Here is a 26,743-nt window from a genome sequence, read left to right as displayed (position 1 = left end):
ATGATTCGAGTATTGTTATTTGCGCACTTGCAAGAAGAAGCAGGGACAAGTGAATTACAAATAGAGAAAGAAAATATTACGGTTGCACAGTTAAAAGATGTTGTTGCGAACGAATATAATGTACCAGTTTCAGAGCCAATTATGGTTGCGATTAATGAAGAATATGCAAATGAAGATGACAAGGTCCAATCTGGTGATGTTGTTGCACTAATCCCACCAGTGAGCGGTGGTTAATATTGGATTCATTAAAACGACTTTCCTATATAGGGAAAGTCGTTTTTTTATGGCAGTTTTGAGAACACTAATCTATAGAACAAGGAGGGAATTATGAAAAAAATATGTGTAGTTATGACAATGCTATGTGCGTCTTTTTTCTCTTCTCCAAGTGATTCTTTCGCGAAAGAATCAAGAGAACAGCTTTTAGAGAGTGCATTATCAAATAGGTACTATTCAGTTATTAGACAAGTGACAGAAGATCAATATGAATGTGCTTCAGTCATAAATATAAAGCGTCTCGGCAAGAAAGATGAATTTGTTCCTAGGTATGAAGTGAAGCTACAATTTCTTACATTTCAAGGAGCGCATAATCCCCCGAACGATAAAGTTACGCTTACTTTGGAAGACCATTTAGATCACGTAAAGATAAAGAAAGTGGAGCGAGAAAAGAATGTTTCTGACGCTATTGCAGAAAAAGTTTGTGAACGGGAAAAAGAAAAAATAAAAGCTCACTCTAATGACTTAGAGTGATAACCTATGCATTTAGTAAAGAAAGGTAATGAGTGATGGATATATTTTTAGCGATTTTACCAGCTATATTTTGGGGAAGTATTGTGCTATTTAATGTAAAACTGGGCGGGGGACCGTATAGTCAAACGCTCGGAACAACGTTTGGAGCACTTATTTTCTCAATTGTTGTTTATATTTTTATGAAGCCAGTATTAACACCTACCGTTATCGGAGTTGGAGTTGTGTCAGGTTTATTTTGGGCGCTTGGTCAGGCAAATCAATTGAAAAGTATTGATTTAATGGGTGTTTCGAGGACGATGCCAATTTCAACAGGACTTCAATTAGTCGCGACGACTTTATTTGGCGTTATCGTATTTCATGAATGGTCCACGACAATATCGGTCGTCCTTGGGATTTTAGCGCTCGTTTGTATTATTATCGGTGTTATTTTAACATCGCTTCAAAGTGAAGAAGAAAAGAATGCAGAGCAAGCAGCAAACTTTAAAAGAGGTATCGTAATTTTATTAATTTCAACAGTCGGCTATTTAGTTTACGTAGTAGTGATTAGACTATTTAACGTAGATGGTTGGTCAGCTTTGTTGCCACAAGCAGTTGGTATGGTGTTAGGTGGGATTTTGCTTACCTTTAAACATCATCCATTTAATAAATATGCAATTCGAAATATTATTCCAGGATTAATTTGGGCAGCTGGAAATATGTTTTTATTCATTTCGCAGCCGCGTGTTGGAGTAGCAACAAGTTTCTCGCTATCGCAAATGGGAATTATTATTTCCACGCTTGGTGGGATCCTTATATTAGGTGAAAAGAAAACGAAACGTCAATTAACGGGTATCGTTGTCGGTATTGTTTTTATTATCGCAGCCGGAATTATGTTAGGTATAGCCAAAAGTTAAAGGAGGTATGGAAATGTATAGTGATTTAGCAGGGAAAGTTGTCGTTATTACAGGATCAGCAACTGGTCTCGGAAGAGCGATGGGAGTGAGGTTTGCTAAGGAAAAAGCGAAAGTGGTTATTAATTATCGCTCACGAGAATCAGAAGCGAATGATGTGTTAGAAGAAATTAAAAAGGTAGGCGGCGAAGCGATTGCTGTAAAAGGTGATGTAACCGTCGAATCGGATGTTGTGAATCTCATTCAATCTGCTGTGAAAGAGTTTGGTACGCTTGACGTTATGATTAATAATGCAGGGATAGAAAACGCGGTACCGTCGCATGAAATGCCGCTTGAAGATTGGAATAGGGTAATTAATACAAATTTAACAGGTGCTTTTTTAGGAAGTCGTGAAGCGATTAAATATTTTGTAGAACATGATATTAAAGGGTCAGTCATTAATATGTCTAGTGTTCATGAGAAAATTCCGTGGCCACTATTTGTGCACTATGCAGCAAGTAAGGGTGGTATTAAACTGATGACAGAAACGTTAGCGCTAGAGTATGCGCCAAAAGGTATTCGAGTAAATAATATAGGACCAGGTGCAATTAATACGCCAATCAATGCAGAAAAGTTTGCTGATCCTAAAAAACGTGCTGACGTAGAAAGTATGATACCTATGGGCTACATTGGAAAACCTGAAGAAATCGCAGCAGTAGCAACTTGGCTTGCTTCATCAGAGGCGAGTTACGTAACCGGAATTACGCTATTTGCAGATGGTGGAATGACGTTATATCCATCGTTTCAAGCTGGGCGTGGGTAATATAAAAGGACGAAGAGATAAAACTCTTCGTCCTTTTTTTACAAAAAAAAATAGCGGCCAGCTATTTTAAATTTAGTGATTAATTGTATCTTGAAGAAATTCTGTTGCTTGATGTTCAGAAACATTTTGTACGAGTGCAACTTCACTGATCATCATTTTTCGGGCGTTATCTAGCATTTGTTTTTCACTCGCATTTAAAGTTCTCTCTTTATTGCGGCGAAGTAAATCCCGAACAACTTCTGCGCTATCTTGTAAATTGCCGTTTTTCATTTTTTCCATATTCATTGTATATCTTTGTTTCCATGAGAGTGATGTGTCTGACTCCCCGTTTTGAAATTCAAGAAGTATATCATCTAACGTACCTCGATCAACGATATAACGAATACCTGATTTTTTTAATTGATCCATCGGAAGCATTACTTGCATATCTTTACTAATGATGCGTATCACACAATATTGACGTGAAGTACCTAATATTTCTTTCTCTTCAATTGCTTCGATGATTCCTGCACCGTGCATTGGATAAACGATTTTATCACCAATTTGAAACAAATCATCCACCTCCATATGTGGTAACCACTTTTAATGATAACATACGTATGTAAAAATGTCAAATTTTATATAATAACATAATATTTATATTCGAGTCAATAAGATAAAGTGCTTTTTTTGTATTTTTTCGGGTTTTATTTTAGTGATTTTTTTAGAAAAATAGTACAGGTGAAGAAAGAAGGCATATCCACTTATTTTTAAGCATAAAATGTAAAAGCGCTAATACAATATACCTAAATCCGTTCTTTGCAAAGGAGGGAGAGAAGGTGGGGCGCACAATAAAAATTGATATTACAAATAAAGTTGTAGCTAAATTTAGACCAAATTATTTGGAATTATATACGAGTAAATTTATGATAGGTAAGTTTTATGTCTATACTGAAGATAAAAAATATGTGTTAGAAGACGGATATATATATGAGAATGGAAAGTTTTATCGCATCATAGATACGCACCGTGGCAATAATCAAGCGGCGGAGGGCTGCGATCTAGGATGGTGTTAACATGATTCGTGTGAAAGTTTTTGATGAAAGTCACGAAAAAGACTTAGAAGACGCTGTGAATGTGTTTTTGAAAAAGATTGATGATAGCAACTTTGTAGATATTAAGTATCAAGTTGGTGTTTCTATTAACGACGATGAAAACCAAATTTATTGTTTTTCAGCAATGATCGTTTATAAAGCATAAAAAAGAGCTGGCTCACCCAGCTCTTTTTTATGTTTTATGTTGGGACAACATGTGTCGGTAATACGTTCATAATAGATTGGGTTGTGCCTAATTTCTTTGTCGTTAAAAGAGGCTCCCCTGTTTCATGGTTTTGGGCATCTTTACACATACCAAGGTGATAACGATCACCTAAAAATGGATCAATATAAAAACCGTTTTTGAATACTTTATCATTTGGATGTTTTTCATGATGAATATCAGAGCAGTTAATGCAATAGAACATCGCTTTCATCCCCTTTTTATTTTTGTTTGAAAAAAGTGAGTCGGTAGTCATTTCGCTCCTGAGGAAATGTTGAGGAGAAGAGAAATAACTACCTACTCAAATGGTGGGCATATTCCTTCTGACTTTGTCATATCTCGCGTATTGTCCCTTGAGGGAAGGAGGAGAGACGAAGTACGCATGATATAAGTAAGGCGCTTCTTTCAATATGAATGATGGAGTTTCATGTTGAGAGAAGTTTTTATTTTGTATTGCCTTTGTGAGTATATTATGAGGAAATGCTAAGAGGGTGTTTGTCCTGTTGAAAAAATGTTGAGAATTTCTCAACAGTAAAAGGATTAGCGTTGACATGAAACTAAAAGGTGTTATATTATCAAAGTATAACCAAAAGGTGTTATGTTATAACGCCGAGTAAAGGAGAATGAAAATGGAACAACAAAATACATTAAATGATATTAAACAAACAATCGTTTTTAACGCGTCTATTCAAAAGGTATGGAGTGTAGTATCAACTGCAGAAGGGATTGCGTCATGGTTTATGCCAAATGATTTTGTATTAGAGGTAGGACATGAATTTCATGTGCAATCACCATTTGGGCCATCACCATGTAAAGTATTAGAAATTGATGAACCAAACCATTTATCTTTCTCATGGGATACAGATGGCTGGGTTGTTTCATTTGATTTGAAAGACTTAGGAGATAACAAAACAGAATTTACGTTAATTCACGGCGGCTGGAAACATCCTGATGAAATTCTTCCGAAAGCAAATGCGAAGAGCTCTATTATTCGCGATAGAATGAGCGGTGGTTGGGTAGCGATTGTAAATGAAAAACTGAAAAAGGTTGTCGAAGGCTAAGTGTCCTCGTCAGCAGCGAAATATGATGTATTTCAAGCAATTGCTGATCCAACCCGCCGAGAAGTAATACGGTTATTAAGTGACAAAGAGTTACCGATTTCCAAAATAACGGATCATTTTCCGATGAGTCGTACTGCGGTTGTAAAGCACCTTCATATTCTTTCAGAAGCGAATTTAGTAAGTGGAAGAAAAAGCGGAAGAGAGAAGATATATCGTTTGCATCCAGAACCATTAGAAGAATTACAACAATGGCTCTCGTATTATGAACGTTTTTGGGATAATAAATTATCCATGCTGAAACATATTGTGGAGAATGAAAAATAAAAAAGGATGACCAAAATGGTCATCCTTTTTATTGTTGCTCACTTGTTTGTGTAGCTGGCTTTAATAAGAGCCAAGCGATAATTAATGTAAATACTGCTAATACGAAAGTGCTCATATAAATGACGTGTACGCTTGATGCTAATGCAGATTGCGATTCGGTTACTACGTTTGCTGTAGTACCGCCATGTCCACCAGATACAAGATCAAGATTTTTAATACCACGTGCGTGAATCATCGTATTGAAGATTGTACCGAATATTGCAGCACCTAACGTTTGACTAAATGTATTAATAAATGTGTTTAAACCAACAGCTGTTCCGCGTGTATGAGCTGGTACGGCTGCTTGAATTGTTACCATGTAAATCGGTGTCACAAGCCCCATGCCTAAGCCGAATAATCCGACTGCTACATAAATAAGGAACGATGGTGAATTTGTTGATAGTGTAAATAATAAGAACGTAGCGACTGATAAAATGCTAGCTCCAAGTAAAATGATTTGTTTCGTTTTTAATTTGCCTACTAAGTTACCAGAGAAAATAGCGCCAAATGTCCACATAACAGGAATTGGCATTAAAATAAGTCCAGCTTCTGTAGCGTTTTTCCCTAATACACCTTGGCTCCAAATTGGAAGGTACATTGTAATACTAATAATCATTGCGCCAGCAATAAGAGTTAATATATTTATCGTAGATAATGTACGGTTAGAGAAAAGTGATAGCGGAATTAATGGTTCCGGAGATTTCTTCTCGATGAATAAGAAAATAATAAATGAAATAGCGGCAAAGATTAATAGGCCGATAATTGTCATGTCTCCCCAGTTTTGCTTACTGCTACCTGTTAATAATGCATATAGTAGAGCGATTGTACTTAATGAGAAGACTGTTGCACCAAGATAATCGATATGATGCTTAGCAGGTTTAATAGATTCTTTGTAGTAAATTGCAATCATTAAGCAAGCGATAATTCCGAATGGAACGTTTAGGAAGAAAATATAGCGCCAAGAAAGGGAATCAACTAAAAATCCACCTACTAACGGTCCGATAACACCGGATACACCCCAAACGGCACTCATCCAACCTTGTGCTTTCGCGCGGTCTTTCGCTTCGCTATATAAGTCTCCAATAATCGTCATTGTGATTGGCATAACAGCACCAGCACCGATACCTTGAAGCGCGCGGAAGAAGATTAATTGTTCCATCGATGTAACGACTCCGCAAAGTGCAGAACCGACTAAAAAGATTGTAGCTCCGATCAGTAAAACTTTTTTACGGCCAAATAAATCAGCGAGCTTTCCGTATATTGGAGTCGAAACAGCTGTTGCAAGCATATAAATTGCATATACCCAACTAACAAGTTCGACGCCTGACAAATCACTCGTTATACGAGGGATTGCTGTACTAACAATCGTTCCTTCTACCGCAGAAAGAAACGTCATTAACATTAAAGACATCATGACTTTTTTTCTCATTTGTTTTTCCCCTTACCCTTTTTTAAATATTCAACAATATAAAATATAAAGGTACTAAGGTATATAAAGCAACAAAAAAGCAATGGGAAGTTAAGTGGAGCCTATATTTGTCGTTTCTTGTCGGTAAGTCGATATATTTGGGAAATCGCCGATATAAGTTGCAGAATCGCTCATATAATTTCATGTACCTATAAAAAAAGAAACAGGAATCCCTGTTTCTTTTTTTTAATACTGCATTTTCGCGTTTTCTCCAGCTGTCGTTCCGGCAATTCTACCAGTAACAAGGGCTGATGTAATATTATAGCCACCAGTATAACCATGAATATCAAGAACTTCTCCGCAGAAATATAAGCCGTTCGTAAATTTAGAAGACATTTCTTTCGGATTAATTTCTTTCACGGATACACCGCCGCCAGTAACGAATGCTTTTTCAATTGACTGCGTACCATTTACATTCACAGTAAACTCTTTAAAGTCTTTCACAAGTGCACGAATCTTTTCGTGAGAAACTTGTCCAGCTTGTTCGCTGCCGTCAATTTCATTTTTTTCTAATAAGAATAGGAAGTAACGTTCAGGAACATAACCTTTTAAAACGTTTTTAATTCCTTTTTTCGGATCTTCTTTCATTTGTTTCAGCATGCGCTGAAATAGTTGTTCACTATTTTCCTCTGGCAATGCATCAATACTCATTTGTATTGTATTCGTTTTAAACTTTTTCAGTGCTTTCACGACGAATTGGCTACAGCGAAGAGCAGCAGGTCCAGATAGGCCGAAATGAGTGAAGAGCATGTCCATTTTGTGAGAAATGATAGCTTTTCCTTTCGGGTTTAATACACTTAAGTTTATATCACGTAAAGCAAGACCTTGTAATGAGCGGTCACGTATAAACGGCTCGTTTGAAAGGATAGGTACTTCTGTTGGGAATAATTCTGTGATTGTATGACCCGCTTTTTCAGCCCAAGCATATCCGTCTCCAGTAGATCCAGTTTGAGGAACTGATTTTCCGCCAACAGCGATAACGACGTGATTTGTTTCTAACACTTCGCCTGTTTGCAGTATAACTGCTTTTGTTTGACCATTTTCATATTCAATCGTTTCAACAGGCGTATTTGTACGAATTTTTACACCTAAGTCTTTTAATCGTGTTAAAAGTGCGTCTACAACAGATTGTGCTTTGTTTGACACAGGGAACATGCGACCGTGGTCTTCTTCTTTCAATTTAACACCGAGATTTTCGAAGAATGTAATAATATCTTCATTATTAAAAATAGAAAAAGCGCTGTATAAGAAGCGACCGTTTCCTGGTATATGTTTAACAATTTCATCAAGTGGTAGACGGTTCGTTACGTTACAGCGTCCGCCACCAGAAATTGCAAGTTTACGCCCAAGTTTATTTCCTTTATCAAGAAGTAAGACATTTGCGCCTTCTTCTGCAGCACCAATTGCAGCCATTAGCCCAGAAGGACCGCCGCCGATGACAATAACATCATAATGCATAATATATCGACCTCATTTTCTACATTTCCTGCCTAAAAGAATAGCATGTTTTCCCTTAAAAGAAAAATAGAGTGAAGTACTGCTTAATGAGAGAATTGTGGTACAATACAAAAGTTAGAGTTCAGCACTATCCTGCCATTTGTAGGCGATAAGACTAAAACCTCAAGATTTAGGAGAAGTAAATAGGGAGTCTGTTAGCCTGTAAATGCTCGAATGGTTCAACTAATAAGGGGTAGGAGAGAAGTCTCCAACTAATTATAGTTTCACTTTATGTAGATGTAGGAGGATTTTTGTATGTCCGATTCGAAATTTCTGCGCGGAACGCTTATTGTTACGCTAGGGACATTTTTAGTAAAGTTCTTAGGCATGATTTACGTCTTTCCGTTTCATGCATTAGTAGGAACAGAAGGCGGAACGCTCTATACATATGGATACATTCCATATACGATCTTTTTAAGTATCGCAACGGCAGGTGTGCCACTTGCTGTTTCAAAATTTGTTTCCAAATATAATGCGCTTGGCGATTATAAAACGAGCCGGAGAATGTTCCGCTCGGGAATGGTTATGATGATAGTAACAGGAGTTCTTTCGTTCCTAGTACTGTACATGACGGCGCCATTGTTTGCAGAAGCGATGCTTGGTAAACAAAGTATACACAATAATGTAGGAGAAGTTACGACGATCATTCGTCTTGTAAGTTTCGCGCTTATTGTTGTACCAGCAGCGAGTTTAATTCGTGGTTATTTCCAAGGTCACCAGTCTATGGGACCAACTACCGTTTCACAAATTATTGAACAAATTATTCGTATCGTCTTTTTATTAGCAGGTAGTTTTATCGTTATTAAAGTACTTGGCGGTACAGTTGCAACAGCAGTTGGAGTAGCGACATTTGCTGCGTTCGTTTCAGCGGTTGGAGCACTCGGTGTGTTAATTTGGTACTGGCTAAAACGTAAAAAATATTTGGATCAATATTTAATTGAACAAACTGTACCAGAATCAACAGTAAGCACCGTTCAATTGTTTAAAGAGTTATTTGCATATGCGATTCCTTACGTTGTAATTGGGTTAACAATTCCTTTATATCAACAAATTGATACATTGACATTTAACTCAATTATGCAGGCGATTGGTCAAGGTGATATCGCAGAGCGAGCTCTCGGTATTTTCACAATGTGGACGCATAAGTTAATTATGATTCCTGTATCACTTGCAACAGCGTTTAGTTTAACGCTTGTACCAGCAATTACAAAATCATTTACTGAAAAACAATACCGCTATTTGAAATTACAAATTACACAAACATTCCAGGCAAATATGTTTTTAACATTGCCAGCAGTTGTCGGTATTTCTTCACTTGCATATCCAATTTATACTGCGTTTTACGATTCAGATCCACTAGGTGGACAAGTATTAATGTGGTATGCACCAGTTGCGTTGTTATTCGCTTTATTTACAGTAACAGCGGCAATCCTGCAAGGTATTAACCAGCAGAAGCATGCGATTATTGCGCTTATAATGGGCGTTATTTTGAAATTTGTATGTAACGTAATCTTTATTCGTTATTTCGGTACAGTAGGAGCAATTCTAGCGACAGCAGTTGGTTTCTTAGCTTCTGTTTGGTACACAAATCAACAAATTAAAAAATACGCACACTATTCATTCGGTGTTGTATATAAAAGAACATTCCAAATTGCAGTACTGACACTTATAATGGTCGTTGCTGTAAAACTATCACAATGGATTCTATCCTTCATGATTTCGCCTGATGGCCGTATTGGTGCTCTTATAACAGTTGCGATTTGTGCAGGTATTGGCGGTCTTGTTTACGGATTGTTAGCAATTCGCACAGGAGTACTTGAAAGAGTATTTGGTGGAGAAGCATTAGATAAAATTCAACGTAAACTTGGTAGTAGATTTAAAATAAAGTTGAAATCAAGAGGGGCGTAATTACGTCCCCTTTTCTATGATAAATAAAGAAGGTGAAAAACGTGAGATTAGATAAATTATTAGCAAATATGGGATATGGAAGTAGAAAAGAAGTAAAGAAATTATTGAAAGATGGCGTTGTGAAAATTGATGGAACGCCAGTAAAAGATGCGAAAGTTCATGTAAATGTAGAAGAGCAAGAAGTTATGATTCACGGTGAAGTTGTGGAATACAAAGAATTTGTTTACTTAATGATGCATAAACCACAAGGTGTTATTTCAGCGACGGAAGATGATAATCATGAAACAGTAATAGATTTATTAGAATTAGAAGATGCAATCTTTGATCCGTTCCCAGTTGGACGACTTGATATCGATACGGAAGGCTTCTTATTGATAACAAATGATGGGAAGTTATCACATCAATTATTATCTCCGAAAAAGCATGTGCCGAAAAAATATTATGCACACGTTGCAGGAGTAGTAACAGAAGAGGATGTAAAAGAATTTGCTAAAGGTGTTATTTTAGACGATGGCTATGAAACAAAGCCAGGTGCACTTACAATATTGAAAAGCGATGATATTTCTGAAATTGAGCTTGTGATTACGGAAGGGAAATTCCATCAAGTGAAGCGTATGTTTGAAGCGGTAGGAAGAAAAGTAGTCTACCTAAAGAGAACAGAGATGGGTCCGTTAGTATTAGATGAAGAACTAGAACTTGGACAATACCGAGAGCTAACAGATGAAGAAGTAGAAATGTTAAAAACATATCAAGTAGATACTGAAAAGTAGTACCTTTATAGGCGCAGAAAAGACCCCTTTCTAATTATTAGAAAGGGGTATGTATTTATTTACCATACAATTATTTTTCGTTATGAGGTCATTCTCACTTTCTTTCCTGTTGTTGTCCACTTACCGCGGCAAGGGCTATACACGAGTTCATTAAACTGCAACACATTTAGATCACGTTGTATCGTTCGCGGTGTGATCCCGAACTCATCTACAAGGTCTTTCGTCGTTACCGTTCCGTTTTCATTGATGTACATATAAATTGATTTAATGCGTGTTAGCATACGAGTAGTTGTAGGTTTCAAGAGAAAACCACTCCTCTACTAGTTTTTTTGACCCCATTCAGGAAAGAAGGTCGTTACTACCATTGTACTCTACATGATAAAATTCATGCTTTAATCTACTTAAATTTTACAGAAATTTAACAAATATTCATATAGAAAAATATTGGTAGTTGACATTGTATATATGGTCAGTCAACTAACACATAAAATTCTACGTAAAACGCCAAATTCCTGCAAATTTTTTTGAAAAAACAAAAGAAAAACTAATAAGAAATATCTGAAATATTACAATTGTTCGGTATTTAGTTTTCGTGTATGGCATAAGAGATTTCGGTTTGTTATGATGAAAGAAACAATATAGTGAAGGATGGATGCGTGATGTCAGCAATTAATTGGACAGAAGAAGTTGCGAAACGAAAAGATGATTTAATTCGTGATACACAACAATTTTTACAAATTAAAAGTGTATGGGAAGAAGAATCTGCGAAAGAGGGCGCACCATTCGGTGAAGGTGTAGAAAAAGCTTTATCTTTCATGTTACATAAAGGAGAAACTGAAGGTTTTACTTCTAAAAATTTAGAAGGATATGCAGGTCATCTTGAAATGGGGCAAGGAGAAGAATTAGTAGGTATTCTCTGTCACGTTGACGTTGTACCAGAAGGAGATGGCTGGACGACTCCTGCATATAGTGCAGATATTCGCGACGGAAAGATTTTTGCACGTGGTGCAATTGACGATAAAGGCCCAACGATGGCAGCATATTATGCGATGAAAATTGTGAAAGAATTAGGCTTACCTCTTTCCAAACGTGTTCGTATGATTATAGGAACAGATGAGGAAAGCAATTGGAAATGTGTAGATCACTACTTTAAAAACGAAGAAATGCCAACAATCGGTTTTGCGCCAGACGCGGATTTTCCAATTATTAATGCAGAAAAAGGAATTTCTGATATACAAGTTGTGCAAAATGGTAGTGAAGAGAAAAAAGGTACATATGAACTTGTTTCATTTGATTCAGGGCGCCGTTTAAATATGGTTCCTGATTTTGCAGAAGCGGTTATTACAGGAGAAGATGTAAATGCACTTACAGTAGCATATGAAGAGTATTTACAAACTGCTAAAAAAATAGGGAAATCGACTATAGAAGGAAATACAGTGACGTTGCAAATAGAAGGAATTTCAGCGCATGGATCTACTCCTGAAAAAGGAGAAAATGCAGGTTTATTATTAGCAAACTTCTTAACTACAGTTTCACTTGATGGAAAAGCAACTGCATTTGCGACATTTGCAACAGAAACATTTACTGGTGATATTTTTGGTGAAAAAGCTACTATTGCTTATAAAGATGAAATTAGCGGTCCGTTAACAGTGAATGTCGGTCGCATTTCTTATACGAAAGAAAACGGTGGTAACTTAGGGCTAAACGTACGTTACCCAGTTACAACTAACTTTGAAGAAACAATTGTGAAGTTGAAAGCATATGTTGGTACGCATGGTTTTGAAGTGGCTGACTATTCTAATTCTCGCCCGCATCACGTCGATAAAGATCACGTATTAATCCGTACGTTACAACGTGTGTATGAAGAACAAACAGGTGAAAAAGCAGAACTATTAGCAATCGGCGGCGGTACTTATGCTCGTTCATTAAAAGCTGGTGTGGCATTTGGCCCGCTATTCCCTGGAAAAGAAGAACTTGCGCATCAAAAAGATGAGTATATCGAAATTGAAGACTTATTAAAAGCAACAGCAATTTACGCGCAAGCAATTCATGAATTAGCGAAGTAATGGATATATAAATAATGTCCGCTCTCTATTTTGGAGAGCGGCTTCTTTTTACCTGAATGAGATAAGAAAGAAAAGCAACAATAGAAAGAAGGAGAAGATGTACATGGAACTGCATTATTTTGTCGCAATTACGTTACCGAATCATATAAAAGAAATGCTGTCTAACTATAAAGAGGACATGCAAGAGGAATTACAATTTCGTTCATGGGTACATAAAGAAGACTATCATATTACCCTTTCATTTTTAGGGAGTGCAACGGAGGAACAGCTAGAGGGAATAAAGAATGGATTACAAACAATTGCAGAAACAAAAGAACTATCGTTCACATTACAAGGTTTTTCAACGTTTGGTAGGGAAGATCAGCCTCGTATTTTTTGGGCGAAGGTAAGTGAGAATCACGATTTGTTTCAGTTGCAAAAGCAAATACATGCCATTTGTGAAGAAAATGGATTTTCTCTAGAAACACGCCCATATCACCCGCATATTACCGTTGCTCGTAAATGGATAGGAGAAGAAAAGTTTCGTTTAGAAAGTATAAAAGAAGTGCCTGAAATATCATTTCAAGCAGATACAATTACTTTATACGAATCCCACGTGAAAGAAACCCCGAAGTATAAATCGATTGCTGAAATAAAATTACAAAAATAGAATGTTGAAAACGTTTTTTATGCAGGTGAATATACTATAGAGAAGAATGGAGTTACTGTATAGAGTCTTGTTGATAAGAAAAGCCTTATCATTTGCAGCTCATTTTATCTCGCCTAATTGGTGAAGGCTAATAATAAGTGAGGATGGAGAAATTTTCTCGCTCATTAAAGTTTCACTTTATTTTAACTTTGAGAATGATGGTGATTTTTTTATGTTGAAAGTAAAACGTCCATTTGATGCCTATTTAGATGAAATGAATAAAATTACAATTTTGCTCCCACATGCGTATGGAACAAGTCGGACATTTCGTTTGCAAGAAGGAAGTAATGTGAAAGATTTACCGATTGCTCATACGATTGCGCTTCCAGATGCAACGAAGTATGAGTGCTTTATAGAAGAGCCGCTAGATGTGGGGAAGTATTATACAGTACGAGATGAACGGAATGAAGAAACTGATTTACAAATAGGTGCTGTTATTCGAACAAAAATTTTCGATGAAAAGTATTATTACGAAGGTACAGATTTAGGTGCTGTTTATCAAAAAGAAGAAACGACATTTAAAGTATGGGCCCCAACTGCAAGGCTTGCGAAAGTAAGAATTTATAAGAGCGATAAAGAATATGCCGATCATGAAATGTACAGGGGAGAAAACGGAGTTTGGATTCAAACATTACAAGGTGATTTAGACGGAGCACGCTATACATTTCTTGTTTGTATTAATTTAATATGGAACGAAGCTGTGGATCCTTATGCAAAGTCGGTGACGGTAAATGGAAAACATGGTGTTGTTATCAATTTAGAAAAAACGAATGTAACAAGACGAGAGGGATTACCAACATTACAATCAATGACAGATGCCATATTGTATGAACTGCATATTCGTGATGCGACTATACATCCAAATAGTGGAGTAATTCAAAAGGGAACATATAAAGGATTGATGGAAGAGGGAACAACAGGACGGAATGGGACATTAACAGGGTTGTCTCATATAAAAGATTTAGGTGTTACACATGTTGAACTATTACCTTTATATTGTTTCGGTGGTGTAGATGAGGCGAATCCTTCGTCCGCCTATAATTGGGGATATAATCCATTATATTACAATGCACCAACAGGATATTATGCTACAAACCCCTCTGATCCGTATAACAGGATAGTTGAGTGCAAACAACTAATTGAAACATTTCATAAACAAGGTATTAGGGTGATTATAGATGTTGTATATAATCATGTTTATGAAAGAGAGCTATCATCATTTGAAAAGCTTGTTCCAGGATATTATTTTCGTCATGGTGAAGATGGTATGCCTTCTAATGGGACGGGAGTCGGAAATGATATAGCGTCTGAACGGAAAATGATGAGGAAATTCATTGTAGAGTCTATTTTATATTGGCTTACTGAATACAATGTCGATGGATTCCGATTCGACTTAATGGGAATTTTAGATGTTGATACAATGAATATGATAGAAAAAGAAGTGCGAAACATAAAAAGAGATGCTTTGTTATTAGGAGAAGGATGGGATTTACAAACACCGCTTCCTCGTGAGGAAAAAGCAACGTTAAATAATGCGAAGAAAATGCCGCATATCGCGCAGTTTAATGATCAATTTCGTGATGGGATAAAAGGGAGTACCTTTCATATAAATAAGCGTGGTTTTGCATTTGGTGGGCATGTAGACTGTAATCATTTGCAGTATATTGCAGCAGGAAGTCTTTTAAGTATGAAAGAAACAGGGCTGTTTCTAGAGCCAGCGCAAAGCATTAACTATGTAGAATGTCATGATAATATGACGATGTGGGATAAACTAGTGCGCAGTAATGAAGAATCAGAAACGATTTTGAAAAAACGTCACCTGTTAGCGAGCGCAATGGTTATTCTTTCACAAGGCATTCCTTTCTTACACGCAGGGCAAGAGTTTTATCGTACGAAGAAAGGAAATGAAAATAGTTATAATGCAAATGATGAGATCAATCAATTAGATTGGGATCAAAAAGAGAAAGAGATAGAGACCGTTAACTATATAAAAGGTTTAATTGCGATTCGTAAAGAGCATGGGGCATTCCGATTACAAAGCGCAGACCTTATAAAAAAACATATGACTTTTTTACAAACATCTACAGAAGTACTTGCATATCACCTAGAGCATGTAGAAACGTTTGGGCCGTGGAAAGAGATTATCGTCTTATTTAATAGCGGTTTAGAAGCTAAAACTGTGCAACTTCCGAAAGAAGCAACGTGGCATGTGTTAGTAAACGAAAACGAAGCGAAAATAGAGCCAATTTCTTCATTTAGAGGAAAGGAACTTAAGCTCGCTCCAATTAGCACGTATATATTGACGATAATGTGACAAATCGCTACTTGACGATGAGAATGTAATAAATGTAGAATTGACAAAGGTGACGATTTTGATAAGTTGTCATTCTATGACAGGTTTTGTAAAATAAAATAGAGGATTTTTGGCTTAGGCTAATTTTTCTTTTCATTTACAGTAAAATATATGAATCCACAACATGTGTAGAAATGTTGCGGTTTTTCTTTTCATAACTATAAAAGATAAGGATTTGTTAACGGGTAATGAATATGGAATGGTTGGAACAATTATTAGGAAAAGAGTGGAGTCTTGTACCGGCTGGTGGAGTAACGGGCGATGCATATATTGCGCAAAACGGACAACAGAAGTTATTTTTAAAGCGGAATACATCGCCCTTTTTAGCGGTATTGTCAGCAGAAGGAATTGTTCCAAAATTACTTTGGACAAGAAGGGTAACGAATGGTGATGTAATTTCTGCTCAAAAATGGCTTCCGGGACAGAAGCTAGAGCCAGAGGATATGAAACTAGAACGTGTTGCGAAACTTTTGAAGAAAATACACTCCTCTAAAGCGCTTGTACAGATGATTCAAAGACTTGGGAAGCAGCCGCTTCACGCACAAGAGTTATTACAACAACTGCAACTCGTTTTAAGAGGAGATATAAGGGATGATGAAACAATTCAGCAAGGCCTTCAATATTTAATGGATTCATTAAAAGCTATTGAATACAATGAATTCGTTGTATGCCATTGTGATGTAAACCATAACAACTGGCTATTGTCGGATGAAGATGAATTGTTTTTAATTGATTGGGATGGAGCTGTAATTGCTGACCCAGCTCTAGACCTCGGTATGTTATTATATTGGTACATTCCGCGCCAGGAATGGAGTGAGTGGCTCGGTTACTATGATATTGAAATGGATGAATCGCTGCTTAGGCGTATGAGATGGTATGTGATAGCACAAACGATTTTGTCTATTCAATGGCATACAACAAAAAAACAGCAAGCAGAAGCTGAATATTGGCATCAATATTTACAGCAACTACTTGCTTCAGAATGATACTTAAGAAAAATTGTCCATTCCAGCAATCCACTGAGTAAGTTGTTCTTGATTATTGGAAATATGGTTGTCCAAATTAGAGGAAGATTTACCCGATTGACTATAAGAATATACATCGTTTAGCATTGTTTTAGCGTCACTACTTATATTATCGTTTGCGAGTAACGATTGAATGAGGCGCTCTAATTGCTCGCATTCTGAAACTGTCCCGCAGCAATCACTTTGGTGGTTGACTAAAATATCTTTCAGCACTTCTAATTGATGTTGTTGATTAATTGGCATGAACGGATCATCCTTTCGATTGTTTTTCTCTTCAAATGTAAGAGAAAAAGCTGTTTCGTCATGGAATGTTTAATGCTGTATGTAGTTTTTATCAAAATGGTACATCTTATACTTGAAAGAAACGGACCGAGTGCTCGTACGTACTTGGTTTTTTGTTTGGTAGATTGATTAAAAAAGAAAGAAGGAATTATTCCTTTAAAATAGCTATGTAAAGAGAGGGAAACATCTATGCGTTTAAGACATAAACCGTATGCAATGGATCGAATTAATGAATATTCACATATCGTAATCGGAAACCCAGAGGAGCGCGCTGGTAGCTGGAAAGAAGTATTTGGAAACGAACAACCAATTCACATTGAAGTAGGTACAGGTCGTGGCCGCTTCATGTATGATATGGCGAAAGCGAATCCACATATTAATTATATTGGAATTGAAAAATTCACAAGTGTTGTTGTAGATGCACTTGATAAATTAATTGAAGAAGAATTACCAAACTTAAAGTTAATTAATAAAGATGCTGAAGATTTAACAGTTTTCTTTGCGAAAGGTGAAATTGATCGCGTTTATTTAAACTTCTCAGATCCATGGCCAAAGAAACGTCATACGAAGCGTCGTTTAACGTATAAAACATTTTTACGTAATTACGAAGAAGTGTTAGTAGAAGGCGGAGAAATTCATTTCAAAACAGATAACCAAGGTTTATTTGAATATTCTCTTATGAGTATGGCTGAGTACGGTATGTTACTAACGTACTTAAGCTTAGATCTTCATAACAGCGACTTTGAAGGTAACATCATGACTGAATACGAAGAGAAATTCTCTAGTAAAGGTCATCGTATTTACCGAGTTGAAGCAAAATATCGTACAGAGCCTATGCAGTAATGCGTAGGTTTTTTTACATCTAAAATAATCAGAATTTTATGTTAAGATTAATTGAAAAGGGGGATGTGTAATGGAACAGTTACAAATTGGAGATATAAAAGTAACGTGGTTAAAAGGCGGGAATACACATTTAGATGGAGGAGCAATGTTTGGAGTCGTGCCGAAAGTACTTTGGTCACGTAAATATAAACATAATGATACAAATCATATTTATTTACGAACAGATCCGTTACTTTTGCAAACAAAAGATGGAAATATGCTCATTGATTCCGGGATAGGAAACGGTAAGTTGAATGAGAAGATGAAACGAAATCAAGGTGTAACAGAAGAATCATCGGTTTATGAATCATTAGAAAAATTAGGATTAAAGCCTGAAGATATCGACTACGTCTTGATGACACATCTTCATTTTGATCATGCATCTGGTCTAACAAAATGGGAAGATGATCACCTTGTACCGTCATTTCCAAATGCGAAAGTTTACGTAAGTGAAACAGAATGGAATGAAATGAGGAATCCAAACATTAGATCACGTAATACATATTGGAAGGAAAATTGGGAGCCAATTGTAGATCAAGTTGTTACGTTCCAGCAAGAAATAGAAATTACAGATGAAATCAAGATGGCGCGTACGGGTGGTCATAGTGATGGACATGCAGTTATCGCTTTGGAGAGTCAAGGGGAAACGATGCTACACTTAGCGGATCTCTTACCGACGCATGCGCATCAAAATGTATTATGGGTAATGGCATACGATGATTATCCGATGACCTCGATTGAAAATAAGCAAAAGTGGATGAAGTATGGTGCTGAAAAAGAGGCATGGTTTACGTTTTACCATGATGCATATTATCGCGCTGTGAAGTGGAATGAGGAAGGGCATATCGTAGAAAAAATAGAACGGAAAACGAGTATAGAAGCATAAAAATAGGAGGTTGTTCCATCATATTTATTGGAGCAGCCTCTTTTTTATTGTCGGGTTTTGTTGATAAATCGATATAATTGGGAAATCGCTGATATAATTTTAATCAATACCCACAATTAAAAAATAAGAGGTTCACCTAATGGGAACCCTCCTTTTTATGCTGCTATAACCTCTAAAACAGTACCTGTTTTAGCATCAACTAAAAATTCAAATCGTTCTTGTATATCATTTAACATTGTTGTAAGACCGCCGCGATAAACTTCGTATGCGACATCATATTTTTCAAATGTCTCTGGAACCATATGTACCCAAGAGCCAGTAATTTCACCTTTATGACTTAATGCTTGTTTCACCATTTTCAATGCTTTTTCTGAAGAAATATGGGATTGTTCTTGTACTTTGTTTGCAACGAGATAACCAGCTGCGAACCCAACGCCAAGACCTGCTACTAAACCTTTCCAGCTCATATATTCACCTCAATTCTATAAAATAAAAATAGTGTACCGATAATAATTATAAAGCAAATACAGCTAAAAAAGAAGAAACTAGAAACATTTCGAAAATTTCGTTACAATAAAAGAGGTATTCTACTAAGGTTTGAAAGAAGGGGACTTCGTGAATAAAGAGACATTACAATTATTTCGTACGTTAACAGAATTACAAGGTGCATCAGGTTTTGAACATGATGTACGCCGTTTTATGAAACAAGAATTAAGCAAATATGCGGATGAAATTGTACAAGACGGTTTAGGTAGCGTATTTGGTCTGAAAAAAGGGGACGAAACTGGCCCGCGTGTTCTTGTAGCAGGTCATATGGATGAAGTAGGTTTCATGGTTACGCAAATTACGAAAAACGGAATGCTTCGTTTTCAAACGTTAGGCGGCTGGTGGAGCCAAGTTTTATTAGCACAGCGTGTACAAGTTATGACGAAGAATGGTCCTGTTATTGGGGTTGTTGGTTCTATTCCTCCTCATTTATTAAGTGACGCGCAACGTGCAAAACCGATGGATATAAAAAATATGTTAATTGATATAGGTGCAGATAGCTATGAAGATGCGATTGAGATTGGTGTAAAACCAGGACAACAAATCGTGCCAATCTGCCCGTTTACACCGATGGCAAATGAGAAGAAAATTATGGCGAAAGCTTGGGACAACCGTTACGGATGTGGTCTTGCAATCGAATTATTAAAAGAATTAAAAGATGAAACATTACCAAATACATTATATTCTGGTGCTACTGTACAAGAAGAAGTAGGGCTCCGCGGAGCGCAAACAGCTGCAAATATGATTCAACCAGATATTTTCTATGCGCTTGATGCAAGTCCAGCAAACGATGCATCTGGTGACAAAACACAGTTCGGTCAATTAGGAAAAGGTGCTCTTCTTCGTATTTACGATCGCACGATGGTAACACATAGAGGAATACGCGAATTCATTTTAGATACAGCAGAAACAAACAACATTCCGTACCAATACTTTATTTCACAAGGTGGTACAGATGCGGGCCGTGTACATACAAGTAACTCTGGTATCCCATCAGCAGTAATTGGTGTTTGTGCGCGCTACGTTCATACACATGCTTCAATTTTACATGTTGATGATTATGCAGCGGCGAAAGAATTAATTACGAAGCTTGTAAGAACAACAGATAAAACGACGTTAGAGACAATTAAGAATAACGCGTAGAGAGGAAGAAGGGCTGAAGAGCCTTTCTTTTTTTAGCTTGAATAGATGACCCATCCATGAGTGGGAATGGTCAGTGCTTAATTGGTGCTCGAATGGTGTATTAAGACCCTGGATAGGAAAAGAGAGGAAGGCTGTTTTTGTTTTTGAAGACGGTAATGTTGTTAGAAAAAACCTTCTTTTTTAGATTGAATAGATGACCCAGCGATGAGTGGGAGCGGTCAGTGCTTAATTGGTGTTCGAATGATGTATGAAGACTCCAAGTAGGAAGTGAGAGGAAGGCTGTTTTTGTTTTTGAAGACGGTAATGTTGTTAGAAAAAACCTTCTTTTTTTAGATTGAATAGATGACCCATCCATGAGTGGGAGTGGTCAGTGCTTAATTGGTGTTCGAATGATGTATGAAGACCCCAAGTAGGAAGTGAGAGGAAGGCTGTTTTTGTTTTTGAAGACGGTAATGTTGCTAGAAAAAACCTTCTTTTTTAGGCTGAATAGATGACTTGGTGATATGTGGTAGTGGTTGATGCTTAATTCGTATCTGATAGGGATATTAGAATAGAATGATGAATTTTTATAGAGGTGAACGAAATGAAAGTAGTAGTAGGATCAAAGAATAAAGCGAAGGTTGGCGCTGTGGAGAAGGTTTGGAAAGATGCTGAAATTACATCTCTTTCTGTTCCGTCAGGAGTATCAGCTCAGCCTTTCTCAGATGAAGAGACGATGCAAGGAGCGATTAATAGAGCGAAGCGAGCGCTAGAGGAAGGAGAAGCTCCAATTGGTATTGGGCTAGAAGGCGGCGTAATGAAAACGGAGCACGGTTTATTTATGTGTAACTGGGGCGCGCTAGCAACAATGGATGGGAAAGTATTTGTGGCCGGAGGAGCGCGTATTACGTTACCAGACGATTTTTTAGCACCTCTTGAAGATGGTAAGGAATTAAGCGAAGTGATGGAAGAGTTTGTGCAGCGAAAAGATATTCGTAGTCACGAAGGTGCTATCGGTATTTTTACAGATGATTATGTCGACCGCACGGAATTATTTGTACACGTTGTTAAGTTGTTAGTTGGGCAATATAAGTATGACAAAAAGCAAGCATAAACCTTGCACCGTGCGCGATGTATGGTAGTATAAAAGAAAGATTATAACATGAAAAATGCACCCGTTAGAGGAGGAAATATAGATGAAGTCATTAGAAAGCATGGAGCAATTCCAACAGTTAAAAAATGAAGAGAATGTAGTCTTTATGTTCTCAGCAGAATGGTGCCCAGACTGCCGCTTTGTAGATCCATTTATGCCAGAAGTAGAAGAGAAATATAGTGATTTCTCATTTTACTATGTAGATCGTGATGAGTTTATTGATCTATGTGTAAAATTAGACGTATTTGGCATTCCGAGCTTTGTAGCGTACAATAAAGGTGAAGAAACTGGTCGCTATGTAAACAAAGATCGTAAAACACAAGAACAAATCGAAGAGTTCATTGAAGGTTTAAAATAAGGCAATTTGCCAATTGAATTGTAAAACAACCTCTACCTTCGCGGGGGAGGTTATTTTTTTGGAAGGGAGGAAAAAAGAGATGAAGATGACAAGTAAAAAGATGAAAGATGAGTTAATAAAGAAATTATCTCGCCCAGAATGGGACTTTCAGTATGATAGTGAGAAAGAAGTTTTACGTATTGAACAAAAAGACTCCAAAAAAGGTATTAACGTATCGCTTCCAGGAGTTGTGGCAAAATGGGAAGTGAACAAAGAAAAGGCAATTGAAGAAGTTGCTTATTACGTACAAGAAGCGCTAATTGCGATGCATAAAGAAGAAAATAGCGGAGCGAAAATTTTACCTGTTATTCGCTCTACTTCTTTCCCGAAACAAGCAGAAGAAGGAAATCCGTTTATTATGACGGATCATACGGCGGAAACACGTATTTACTATGCGTTAGATTCGAATAAAACGTATCGACTAATTGACGAGCGTCTATTACAAAAATTAGAACTTACAGAACAGCAAGTGCGTGAAATGGCATTATTCAACGCACGCTCATTAGGTTATGAATTTAAACAAGACACAGTAGCGGGTAATACATTCTACTTTTTAAACACAAATGATGGGTATGACGCGACTCGTATTTTAAACGAATCGTTACTACAATCGATGCGTGAAAAGATTTCTGGTGACATGGTTGTTGCTGTTCCTCACCAAGATGTATTAATTATTGCTGATATCGTCAACGAAATCGGTTATGATATTATTGCACAAATGACAATGAAATTTTTTGCCGAAGGGCATGTTCCGATTACATCACTTTCATTCGTATATGAAGATGGAGAATTTGAACCAATCTTTATTTTAGCGAAAAATCGGAAGAAGACAGATGGAAAAGAGAAAGGATGAACGAAGTGAACGTTTTTTACAACCTTGAAGGAATTGGTGACACTTTAATTGTTGCCTTACAAGATATTACTTTAGAGAACCGTACTTTTGATCGCAAAGGAGATGTTGCACGCGTATACGATCGTGAAAGCAACGAGACAGCAGGATTCAACATCTTTAATGCATCTTCTTACTTAGAAGTAAAAGAAACAGGCAACCTTACATTAACGAAAGAGCTTGTAGAGAAAATCAACGAAATTTTAGCGAAGAACGGCTTTGAAGAAACAGTAGAAGCAGATCTTTCTCCGAAATTTGTTGTAGGCTATGTAGCTGAAAAAGAAAAACATCCAAATGCTGATAAGCTAAACATTTGTAAAGTAGAAATCGGTACAGAAACATTACAAATCGTATGTGGTGCACCAAACGTTGATGCAGGACAAAAAGTTGTCGTTGCAAAAATCGGCGCTGTAATGCCAAGCGGTATGTTAATCAAGCCAGCTGAGCTTCGCGGTGTTCCTTCTTCTGGAATGATCTGCTCTGCACGTGAATTAGAGCTTCCAGATGCTCCACAAGAAAAAGGTATTCTTGTATTAGAAGATAGCTTTGAAGTTGGACAAGAGTTTAAATTTTAATTGATATAAGAAGAGAGAGGTTGTCCTTTTGGACAGTCTCTCTTTTTGTTTTGTCATTTTTTGTTGGTAAGTCGATATTCCGTGTCGAATCGTTGATATATGTAGAGTTACGATAGATATATTTGAAAAATCGTTGATATATGTAGAGTTACGATAGATATATTTGAAAAATCGTTGATATATGTAGAGTTACGATAGATATATTTGAAAAATCGTTGATATATGTAGAGTTACGATAGATATATTTGAAAAATTGTTGATATATTGAGAGTTTTGACAGATATATTCAAAAAATCATTCATATTATAAGGATGTCACCTTTTTTCTTAAAATCTATATTGTATTTTATAAACAAACTAGTTAAAATTTAGAAAAATAGAAGGGGATAGACGTATGAAACAACAAATAAAAATCGCAGAACTTCTAAAACGAATTGAAACTTCAAAACAGCAAGATATTGAGCTAGGTACTTATGAAATATATGTGTTTAGTGAAAGTGAATTAGAAAAAGGACAAATCGGTTACCGATACGATAAACATAAAAATTCATTAATAAGTGAAGAAAACGGAAAGTGGCAAGAAGGATGGATTACAATTGGATATGAAACGGATATGGGCGATCCAGTTTTCGTAAATATAGATGATGACGCTTATCCGGTTTATACTGCAGAACGTGGTACAGAAAAATGGCAGCCAGTTTATATTGGAAATATGGATGAGATTATAGGGCAATTATAAGAAAAACTTTGAATCTGGTGCAAAGTGATGGGAGAGAAGTATGAAGTATATAAAAATAATGAGCATGATTGCATTCATTGGAATATATATGGCCGGTTGTTCACAAGAGCAGCCGAAAAAAGAAACTACATCTTCTATACAAGAGAAAAACAAAGATACCAAAGAAGACGCACCGGTAGAAAAACAGCAAGAACAAGAAAAAAACGAAGAATTGCAAGCAATTCAAACGAATGAGCAAGTAGAACATAAGCAAGAGGAAGTATCATCTGAGGAAAAGAAAGAAGAAACTACGCCAGTGCAGCCAATTGAGCAACCAGTGCAAAATAATGAACAAAAAGTAGAGAGTAATGAAAAACAAGAGAAGTTTCTCGTCGTTATTGATCCAGGGCATCAACAAAAAGCGAATTTAAATTTAGAGCCAATTGGACCAGGGGCAACAACGCAAAAATATAAAGTGACAGACGGTACAACAGGTGTTGTGACGAAAAAGAGAGAGGCTGTACTTGTATTAGAAATGGCTTTTTTATTAAAAGAAAAGCTTGAAGCAAAAGGGATACAAGTATTAATGACGAGAACATCACAAGACGTTGATATAAGTAATAAAGAACGGGCGACATTCGCAAATAATCATAAGGCGAATTTATTTTTACGTCTTCATGCAGATGGTTCTGAAAATCCAAACGAAAGTGGATTTGCTGTATTGACGCCGGCAGAAGGAAGTCCGTATACGAAAGAGATTTATGCGGAAAGTCTTCAAATCTCTCAAATGATTGTAAATAAAATGAGGGAGAATCAACAAGTAAAAGTAAATGGAATTAAATTTCGGGATGATCTTTCTGGATTTAATTGGGCAAAGGTTCCTGGTGTGTTATTAGAACTTGGGTTTATGTCAAACCATGAAGAAGATAAAAAATTATCTGACCCGCAATATGTAAATTCTTTATTGCAAAGTGTAACGGATAGCATAGATGCATATCAGAAGAGTAAAGCTTAAGCGCAGTCTTATATGAAAGGCTGCGTTTTTTCATATGAAACACTCGTAAATTAGAATATTGTGGATAAATATGACATGCTTAATTTTACCTGCACTTTTTGCCGAATGCTGATACAATAAAGGATGTTACTATTTAGTAGAAAGAGTGGTAAGCATGTTAGATTGGATGAAAAAGCTGTTTAACAAAGAGGAAGAACAAACAGCGATGAATAAAGAAGTACCAAAGCAAATTGAAAGTCAGCCGAAAATTCCTCGTGTAAACCACTACACTGAAGCAAGAGAAGCACAAATGGCAAGTAGGAATGCAGGTAAATGCCGTTTTCCTTTAGTACCGGATAATGGGTTCGATGAAGAGGATGAAAGCGAAGTAAATCGCTTCGAAGAACAACCTGTTCAAGGAGTAACATATGAAGAACCTACTGCCCAAAGAGGAATAAAGGTGGAAAGAAGCAGACGATCGTATGTGGAAAAGGTAGTTTCTACATATGAAGAGTCGGAAGTGCAATATGAACCGGTGCGAGAGTCTGTCGTTAAAAAGGCATCTGCACCTTCGCAAGAGAGTAACCGTAGACCATTTCGTCCAACAGAAATGATTTCGCCAATTTATGGATATAATCGTCCTTCAGTAGAGAAAAAGGAAGAAAAGCAGGAGGAAGTAAAGGAAAGAGAAGACCTTGAAATATCTGTAGAGGGTAAATCAGTCGTTGATGCATGGTTAGAGAAAAAAGGATATAAATTATCTGATTTCTCAGAAGGACAAGCACCAACTTCTTCTAGTCATAGAGCTGCTAACCAGCAAGGAGAGCAACAATATGAAGAGAATAAAAAGGAAGAAAAGTCAGTAGTTGATCAATGGCTAGAGAAAAACGGTTATGAAATCGAACGCCAAGTGCCTTTAGTAGAAGAAAAAGAAGTGATTCAAGAAATGAGTACACCGCAGGAAGTTTCAGCGGATGAATTACTTCATAAAACAGTAGCTGAGCAGATGGAAAGTGCTAAGCTAGAAAAAGATGTAGTGGTGTTAAACGAAAACAATCTACAAGAAGAATTAGTAGCTTCTAAAGTAGAGCACGAGGATACAATATTATCAGAAGAAATTAAACGTAACACAGAAATAAAACAACCTACTATTGAAGTAGAAAAGCAAGCTCCAGAAGAATCAGTGATTGTCAAAGCAGAAGAAAAACTTGAAGAAACAATCATTGTGGAAATACCAGAAGAAGTGGAAGTAATTGCGGAAGCAAAAGAGCTAGAAGAAGTGGAAGTAATTGCGGAAGCAAAAGAGCTAGAAGAAGTGGAAGTAATTGCGGAAGCAAAAGAGCTAGAAGAAGTGGAAGTAATTGCG

Annotated in this window: 30 protein-coding genes and 1 pseudogene; 24 read left to right on the top strand and 7 right to left on the bottom strand. The window is 36.7% G+C overall.

From position 1 onward, the window contains the following. The 4 genes from moaD (at position 1) to GBN91_RS04680 (ending at position 2,439) form a co-directional block, all read left to right on the top strand. Positions 1–234, top strand: coding sequence for a molybdopterin converting factor subunit 1 (gene moaD / locus GBN91_RS04695; RefSeq protein ID WP_000621777.1), 234 nt, complete (start codon positions 1–3; stop codon positions 232–234). A gap of 93 nt (positions 235–327) precedes the next feature. Beyond that, positions 328–747, top strand: a complete 420-nt coding sequence (locus tag GBN91_RS04690) for a DUF3888 domain-containing protein (protein WP_000717684.1) — start codon at positions 328–330, stop codon at positions 745–747. Between the two features lie 35 nt (positions 748–782). Next, the gene (gene glcU / locus GBN91_RS04685) at positions 783–1,640 is read left to right on the top strand and encodes a glucose uptake protein GlcU (protein WP_000350861.1); all 858 of its coding nucleotides are present in this window, start codon (positions 783–785) and stop codon (positions 1,638–1,640) included. Between the two features lie 13 nt (positions 1,641–1,653). Next, positions 1,654–2,439: a glucose 1-dehydrogenase gene (locus GBN91_RS04680; protein ID WP_000286673.1), complete on the top strand. Its 786-nt coding sequence runs from the start codon at positions 1,654–1,656 to the stop codon at positions 2,437–2,439. A 72-nt stretch (positions 2,440–2,511) separates the two neighbouring features. Here GBN91_RS04680 and GBN91_RS04675 read toward each other — a convergent pair whose 3' ends face one another. Continuing rightward, the gene (locus GBN91_RS04675) at positions 2,512–3,006 is read right to left on the bottom strand and encodes a CarD family transcriptional regulator (protein WP_000451445.1); all 495 of its coding nucleotides are present in this window, start codon (positions 3,004–3,006) and stop codon (positions 2,512–2,514) included. Positions 3,007–3,257: 251 nt separating this feature from the next. Here GBN91_RS04675 and GBN91_RS04670 point away from each other — a divergent pair, with 251 nt between their 5' ends. Further along, entirely contained in the window at positions 3,258–3,494 is a 237-nt protein-coding gene (locus GBN91_RS04670) for a DUF2553 family protein (RefSeq protein ID WP_000533804.1), read from the top strand. Between the two features lies 1 nt (position 3,495). Next, a complete protein-coding gene (locus GBN91_RS04665; protein WP_000621751.1) occupies positions 3,496–3,678 on the top strand; it encodes a sporulation protein Cse60 in 183 nt (60 codons plus the stop codon). Between the two features lie 34 nt (positions 3,679–3,712). Here the strand turns inward: GBN91_RS04665 and GBN91_RS04660 are convergent, their stop codons facing one another. Next, the gene (locus tag GBN91_RS04660) at positions 3,713–3,940 is read right to left on the bottom strand and encodes a DUF3973 domain-containing protein (protein ID WP_000498989.1); all 228 of its coding nucleotides are present in this window, start codon (positions 3,938–3,940) and stop codon (positions 3,713–3,715) included. Between the two features lie 424 nt (positions 3,941–4,364). Between GBN91_RS04660 and GBN91_RS04650 the strand changes: the two genes are divergently transcribed. Further along, on the top strand, positions 4,365–4,796 hold the full coding sequence (locus GBN91_RS04650; RefSeq protein WP_000437765.1) for an SRPBCC family protein: 432 nt from the start codon (positions 4,365–4,367) through the stop codon (positions 4,794–4,796). After that, complete coding sequence (locus GBN91_RS04645; RefSeq protein ID WP_006924901.1) at positions 4,797–5,120, top strand: ArsR/SmtB family transcription factor; 324 nt, start codon at positions 4,797–4,799, stop codon at positions 5,118–5,120. A 28-nt stretch (positions 5,121–5,148) separates the two neighbouring features. Here GBN91_RS04645 and GBN91_RS04640 read toward each other — a convergent pair whose 3' ends face one another. After that, positions 5,149–6,588, bottom strand: coding sequence for an MDR family MFS transporter (locus GBN91_RS04640; RefSeq protein WP_006924902.1), 1,440 nt, complete (start codon positions 6,586–6,588; stop codon positions 5,149–5,151). Positions 6,589–6,813: 225 nt separating this feature from the next. Further along, positions 6,814–8,085 carry a BaiN/RdsA family NAD(P)/FAD-dependent oxidoreductase gene (locus GBN91_RS04635; protein WP_000558859.1) on the bottom strand — a complete coding sequence of 424 codons (1,272 nt, stop codon included), beginning with the start codon at positions 8,083–8,085 and terminating at the stop codon, positions 6,814–6,816. A gap of 294 nt (positions 8,086–8,379) precedes the next feature. Between GBN91_RS04635 and GBN91_RS04630 the strand changes: the two genes are divergently transcribed. After that, the gene (locus GBN91_RS04630) at positions 8,380–10,032 is read left to right on the top strand and encodes a putative polysaccharide biosynthesis protein (protein ID WP_001284028.1); all 1,653 of its coding nucleotides are present in this window, start codon (positions 8,380–8,382) and stop codon (positions 10,030–10,032) included. Between the two features lie 41 nt (positions 10,033–10,073). After that, entirely contained in the window at positions 10,074–10,802 is a 729-nt protein-coding gene (locus GBN91_RS04625) for a pseudouridine synthase (protein ID WP_152121276.1), read from the top strand. A gap of 80 nt (positions 10,803–10,882) precedes the next feature. Here the strand turns inward: GBN91_RS04625 and GBN91_RS04620 are convergent, their stop codons facing one another. Further along, entirely contained in the window at positions 10,883–11,104 is a 222-nt protein-coding gene (locus tag GBN91_RS04620; protein WP_000805512.1) for a DeoR family transcriptional regulator, read from the bottom strand. Between the two features lie 357 nt (positions 11,105–11,461). Between GBN91_RS04620 and pepV the strand changes: the two genes are divergently transcribed. The 4 genes from pepV (at position 11,462) to GBN91_RS04600 (ending at position 16,895) form a co-directional block, all read left to right on the top strand. After that, positions 11,462–12,868: a dipeptidase PepV gene (pepV, locus tag GBN91_RS04615; RefSeq protein WP_001274259.1), complete on the top strand. Its 1,407-nt coding sequence runs from the start codon at positions 11,462–11,464 to the stop codon at positions 12,866–12,868. Between the two features lie 103 nt (positions 12,869–12,971). Further along, positions 12,972–13,517 (top strand): RNA 2',3'-cyclic phosphodiesterase, encoded by a 546-nt coding sequence (gene thpR, locus GBN91_RS04610; protein WP_000418984.1) that lies wholly within the window; start codon positions 12,972–12,974, stop codon positions 13,515–13,517. Between the two features lie 211 nt (positions 13,518–13,728). Further along, positions 13,729–15,870 carry a type I pullulanase gene (gene pulA, locus GBN91_RS04605; protein ID WP_000921740.1) on the top strand — a complete coding sequence of 714 codons (2,142 nt, stop codon included), beginning with the start codon at positions 13,729–13,731 and terminating at the stop codon, positions 15,868–15,870. A 227-nt stretch (positions 15,871–16,097) separates the two neighbouring features. Beyond that, on the top strand, positions 16,098–16,895 hold the full coding sequence (locus GBN91_RS04600) for a phosphotransferase family protein (protein ID WP_001986674.1): 798 nt from the start codon (positions 16,098–16,100) through the stop codon (positions 16,893–16,895). Between the two features lie 3 nt (positions 16,896–16,898). Here the strand turns inward: GBN91_RS04600 and GBN91_RS04595 are convergent, their stop codons facing one another. Next, entirely contained in the window at positions 16,899–17,177 is a 279-nt protein-coding gene (locus GBN91_RS04595) for a YtzH-like family protein (protein ID WP_001122235.1), read from the bottom strand. 228 nt (positions 17,178–17,405) lie between these two features. On the opposite strand from GBN91_RS04595, the gene trmB reads away from it, so the two are divergent. Together trmB and GBN91_RS04585 are read left to right on the top strand one after the other, a co-directional pair. Continuing rightward, a complete protein-coding gene (gene trmB, locus GBN91_RS04590; RefSeq protein ID WP_001239385.1) occupies positions 17,406–18,059 on the top strand; it encodes a tRNA (guanosine(46)-N7)-methyltransferase TrmB in 654 nt (217 codons plus the stop codon). A gap of 70 nt (positions 18,060–18,129) precedes the next feature. Next, a complete protein-coding gene (locus GBN91_RS04585; protein WP_000436855.1) occupies positions 18,130–18,984 on the top strand; it encodes a YtnP family quorum-quenching lactonase in 855 nt (284 codons plus the stop codon). 155 nt (positions 18,985–19,139) lie between these two features. On the opposite strand, the gene GBN91_RS04580 is transcribed toward GBN91_RS04585, so the two are convergent. Then, positions 19,140–19,451 carry a PepSY domain-containing protein gene (locus GBN91_RS04580; RefSeq protein WP_000118543.1) on the bottom strand — a complete coding sequence of 104 codons (312 nt, stop codon included), beginning with the start codon at positions 19,449–19,451 and terminating at the stop codon, positions 19,140–19,142. A gap of 148 nt (positions 19,452–19,599) precedes the next feature. Between GBN91_RS04580 and GBN91_RS04575 the strand changes: the two genes are divergently transcribed. The 8 genes and pseudogenes from GBN91_RS04575 to GBN91_RS29195 all read left to right on the top strand — a co-directional run. Then, the gene (locus GBN91_RS04575; protein ID WP_001031514.1) at positions 19,600–20,673 is read left to right on the top strand and encodes a M42 family metallopeptidase; all 1,074 of its coding nucleotides are present in this window, start codon (positions 19,600–19,602) and stop codon (positions 20,671–20,673) included. Between the two features lie 583 nt (positions 20,674–21,256). Then, on the top strand, positions 21,257–21,766 hold the full coding sequence (locus GBN91_RS04570; RefSeq protein WP_152121275.1) for a DUF84 family protein: 510 nt from the start codon (positions 21,257–21,259) through the stop codon (positions 21,764–21,766). Between the two features lie 82 nt (positions 21,767–21,848). After that, positions 21,849–22,163, top strand: coding sequence for a thioredoxin family protein (locus GBN91_RS04565; protein ID WP_000838193.1), 315 nt, complete (start codon positions 21,849–21,851; stop codon positions 22,161–22,163). A gap of 79 nt (positions 22,164–22,242) precedes the next feature. Further along, on the top strand, positions 22,243–23,055 hold the full coding sequence (locus GBN91_RS04560; protein WP_000784588.1) for a DUF1444 domain-containing protein: 813 nt from the start codon (positions 22,243–22,245) through the stop codon (positions 23,053–23,055). Continuing rightward, complete coding sequence (gene ytpR / locus GBN91_RS04555; RefSeq protein WP_001006761.1) at positions 23,052–23,666, top strand: YtpR family tRNA-binding protein; 615 nt, start codon at positions 23,052–23,054, stop codon at positions 23,664–23,666. The genes GBN91_RS04560 and ytpR overlap by 4 nt, the downstream gene beginning before the upstream one ends. Positions 23,667–24,059: 393 nt before the next feature. Further along, positions 24,060–24,404: a hypothetical protein gene (locus GBN91_RS04550; RefSeq protein ID WP_000813166.1), complete on the top strand. Its 345-nt coding sequence runs from the start codon at positions 24,060–24,062 to the stop codon at positions 24,402–24,404. 40 nt (positions 24,405–24,444) lie between these two features. Further along, positions 24,445–25,398 (top strand): N-acetylmuramoyl-L-alanine amidase, encoded by a 954-nt coding sequence (locus tag GBN91_RS04545; RefSeq protein ID WP_016123463.1) that lies wholly within the window; start codon positions 24,445–24,447, stop codon positions 25,396–25,398. A gap of 154 nt (positions 25,399–25,552) precedes the next feature. After that, a pseudogene (locus tag GBN91_RS29195) lies at positions 25,553–26,743 on the top strand (DNA translocase FtsK); the annotation flags it as partial.

Origin of the sequence: Bacillus sp. B1-WWTP-T-0.5-Post-4 (genome assembly GCF_009183795.1) — a bacterium.
In the GTDB taxonomy this organism is placed as follows: Bacteria; Bacillota; Bacilli; order Bacillales; family Bacillaceae_G; genus Bacillus_A; species Bacillus_A cereus.
Note: the sequence above shows the minus strand (reverse complement) of the source record. Positions and strands in the feature narration are given on the sequence as shown.

Excerpts from the sequence above, each read along its gene's own strand:
- GBN91_RS04675 (WP_000451445.1), bottom strand. The coding sequence starts at position 3,006 with ATGGAGGTGGATGATTTGTTTCAAATTGGTGATAAAATCGTTTATCCA.
- GBN91_RS04570 (WP_152121275.1), top strand. The coding sequence starts at position 21,257 with ATGAAAGTAGTAGTAGGATCAAAGAATAAAGCGAAGGTTGGCGCTGTG.
- thpR (WP_000418984.1), top strand. The coding sequence starts at position 12,972 with ATGGAACTGCATTATTTTGTCGCAATTACGTTACCGAATCATATAAAA.
- GBN91_RS04640 (WP_006924902.1), bottom strand. The coding sequence starts at position 6,588 with ATGAGAAAAAAAGTCATGATGTCTTTAATGTTAATGACGTTTCTTTCT.
- GBN91_RS04545 (WP_016123463.1), top strand. The coding sequence starts at position 24,445 with ATGAAGTATATAAAAATAATGAGCATGATTGCATTCATTGGAATATAT.
- moaD (WP_000621777.1), top strand. The coding sequence starts at position 1 with ATGATTCGAGTATTGTTATTTGCGCACTTGCAAGAAGAAGCAGGGACA.
- GBN91_RS04580 (WP_000118543.1), bottom strand. The coding sequence starts at position 19,451 with ATGAGCTGGAAAGGTTTAGTAGCAGGTCTTGGCGTTGGGTTCGCAGCT.
- GBN91_RS04630 (WP_001284028.1), top strand. The coding sequence starts at position 8,380 with ATGTCCGATTCGAAATTTCTGCGCGGAACGCTTATTGTTACGCTAGGG.
- ytpR (WP_001006761.1), top strand. The coding sequence starts at position 23,052 with ATGAACGAAGTGAACGTTTTTTACAACCTTGAAGGAATTGGTGACACT.
- GBN91_RS04560 (WP_000784588.1), top strand. The coding sequence starts at position 22,243 with ATGAAGATGACAAGTAAAAAGATGAAAGATGAGTTAATAAAGAAATTA.
- trmB (WP_001239385.1), top strand. The coding sequence starts at position 17,406 with ATGCGTTTAAGACATAAACCGTATGCAATGGATCGAATTAATGAATAT.
- GBN91_RS04635 (WP_000558859.1), bottom strand. The coding sequence starts at position 8,085 with ATGCATTATGATGTTATTGTCATCGGCGGCGGTCCTTCTGGGCTAATG.
- pepV (WP_001274259.1), top strand. The coding sequence starts at position 11,462 with ATGTCAGCAATTAATTGGACAGAAGAAGTTGCGAAACGAAAAGATGAT.
- GBN91_RS04565 (WP_000838193.1), top strand. The coding sequence starts at position 21,849 with ATGAAGTCATTAGAAAGCATGGAGCAATTCCAACAGTTAAAAAATGAA.
- GBN91_RS04650 (WP_000437765.1), top strand. The coding sequence starts at position 4,365 with ATGGAACAACAAAATACATTAAATGATATTAAACAAACAATCGTTTTT.
- GBN91_RS04585 (WP_000436855.1), top strand. The coding sequence starts at position 18,130 with ATGGAACAGTTACAAATTGGAGATATAAAAGTAACGTGGTTAAAAGGC.
- GBN91_RS04550 (WP_000813166.1), top strand. The coding sequence starts at position 24,060 with ATGAAACAACAAATAAAAATCGCAGAACTTCTAAAACGAATTGAAACT.
- glcU (WP_000350861.1), top strand. The coding sequence starts at position 783 with ATGGATATATTTTTAGCGATTTTACCAGCTATATTTTGGGGAAGTATT.
- GBN91_RS04660 (WP_000498989.1), bottom strand. The coding sequence starts at position 3,940 with ATGTTCTATTGCATTAACTGCTCTGATATTCATCATGAAAAACATCCA.
- GBN91_RS04680 (WP_000286673.1), top strand. The coding sequence starts at position 1,654 with ATGTATAGTGATTTAGCAGGGAAAGTTGTCGTTATTACAGGATCAGCA.
- GBN91_RS04665 (WP_000621751.1), top strand. The coding sequence starts at position 3,496 with ATGATTCGTGTGAAAGTTTTTGATGAAAGTCACGAAAAAGACTTAGAA.
- GBN91_RS04690 (WP_000717684.1), top strand. The coding sequence starts at position 328 with ATGAAAAAAATATGTGTAGTTATGACAATGCTATGTGCGTCTTTTTTC.
- GBN91_RS04600 (WP_001986674.1), top strand. The coding sequence starts at position 16,098 with ATGAATATGGAATGGTTGGAACAATTATTAGGAAAAGAGTGGAGTCTT.
- GBN91_RS04595 (WP_001122235.1), bottom strand. The coding sequence starts at position 17,177 with ATGCCAATTAATCAACAACATCAATTAGAAGTGCTGAAAGATATTTTA.
- pulA (WP_000921740.1), top strand. The coding sequence starts at position 13,729 with ATGTTGAAAGTAAAACGTCCATTTGATGCCTATTTAGATGAAATGAAT.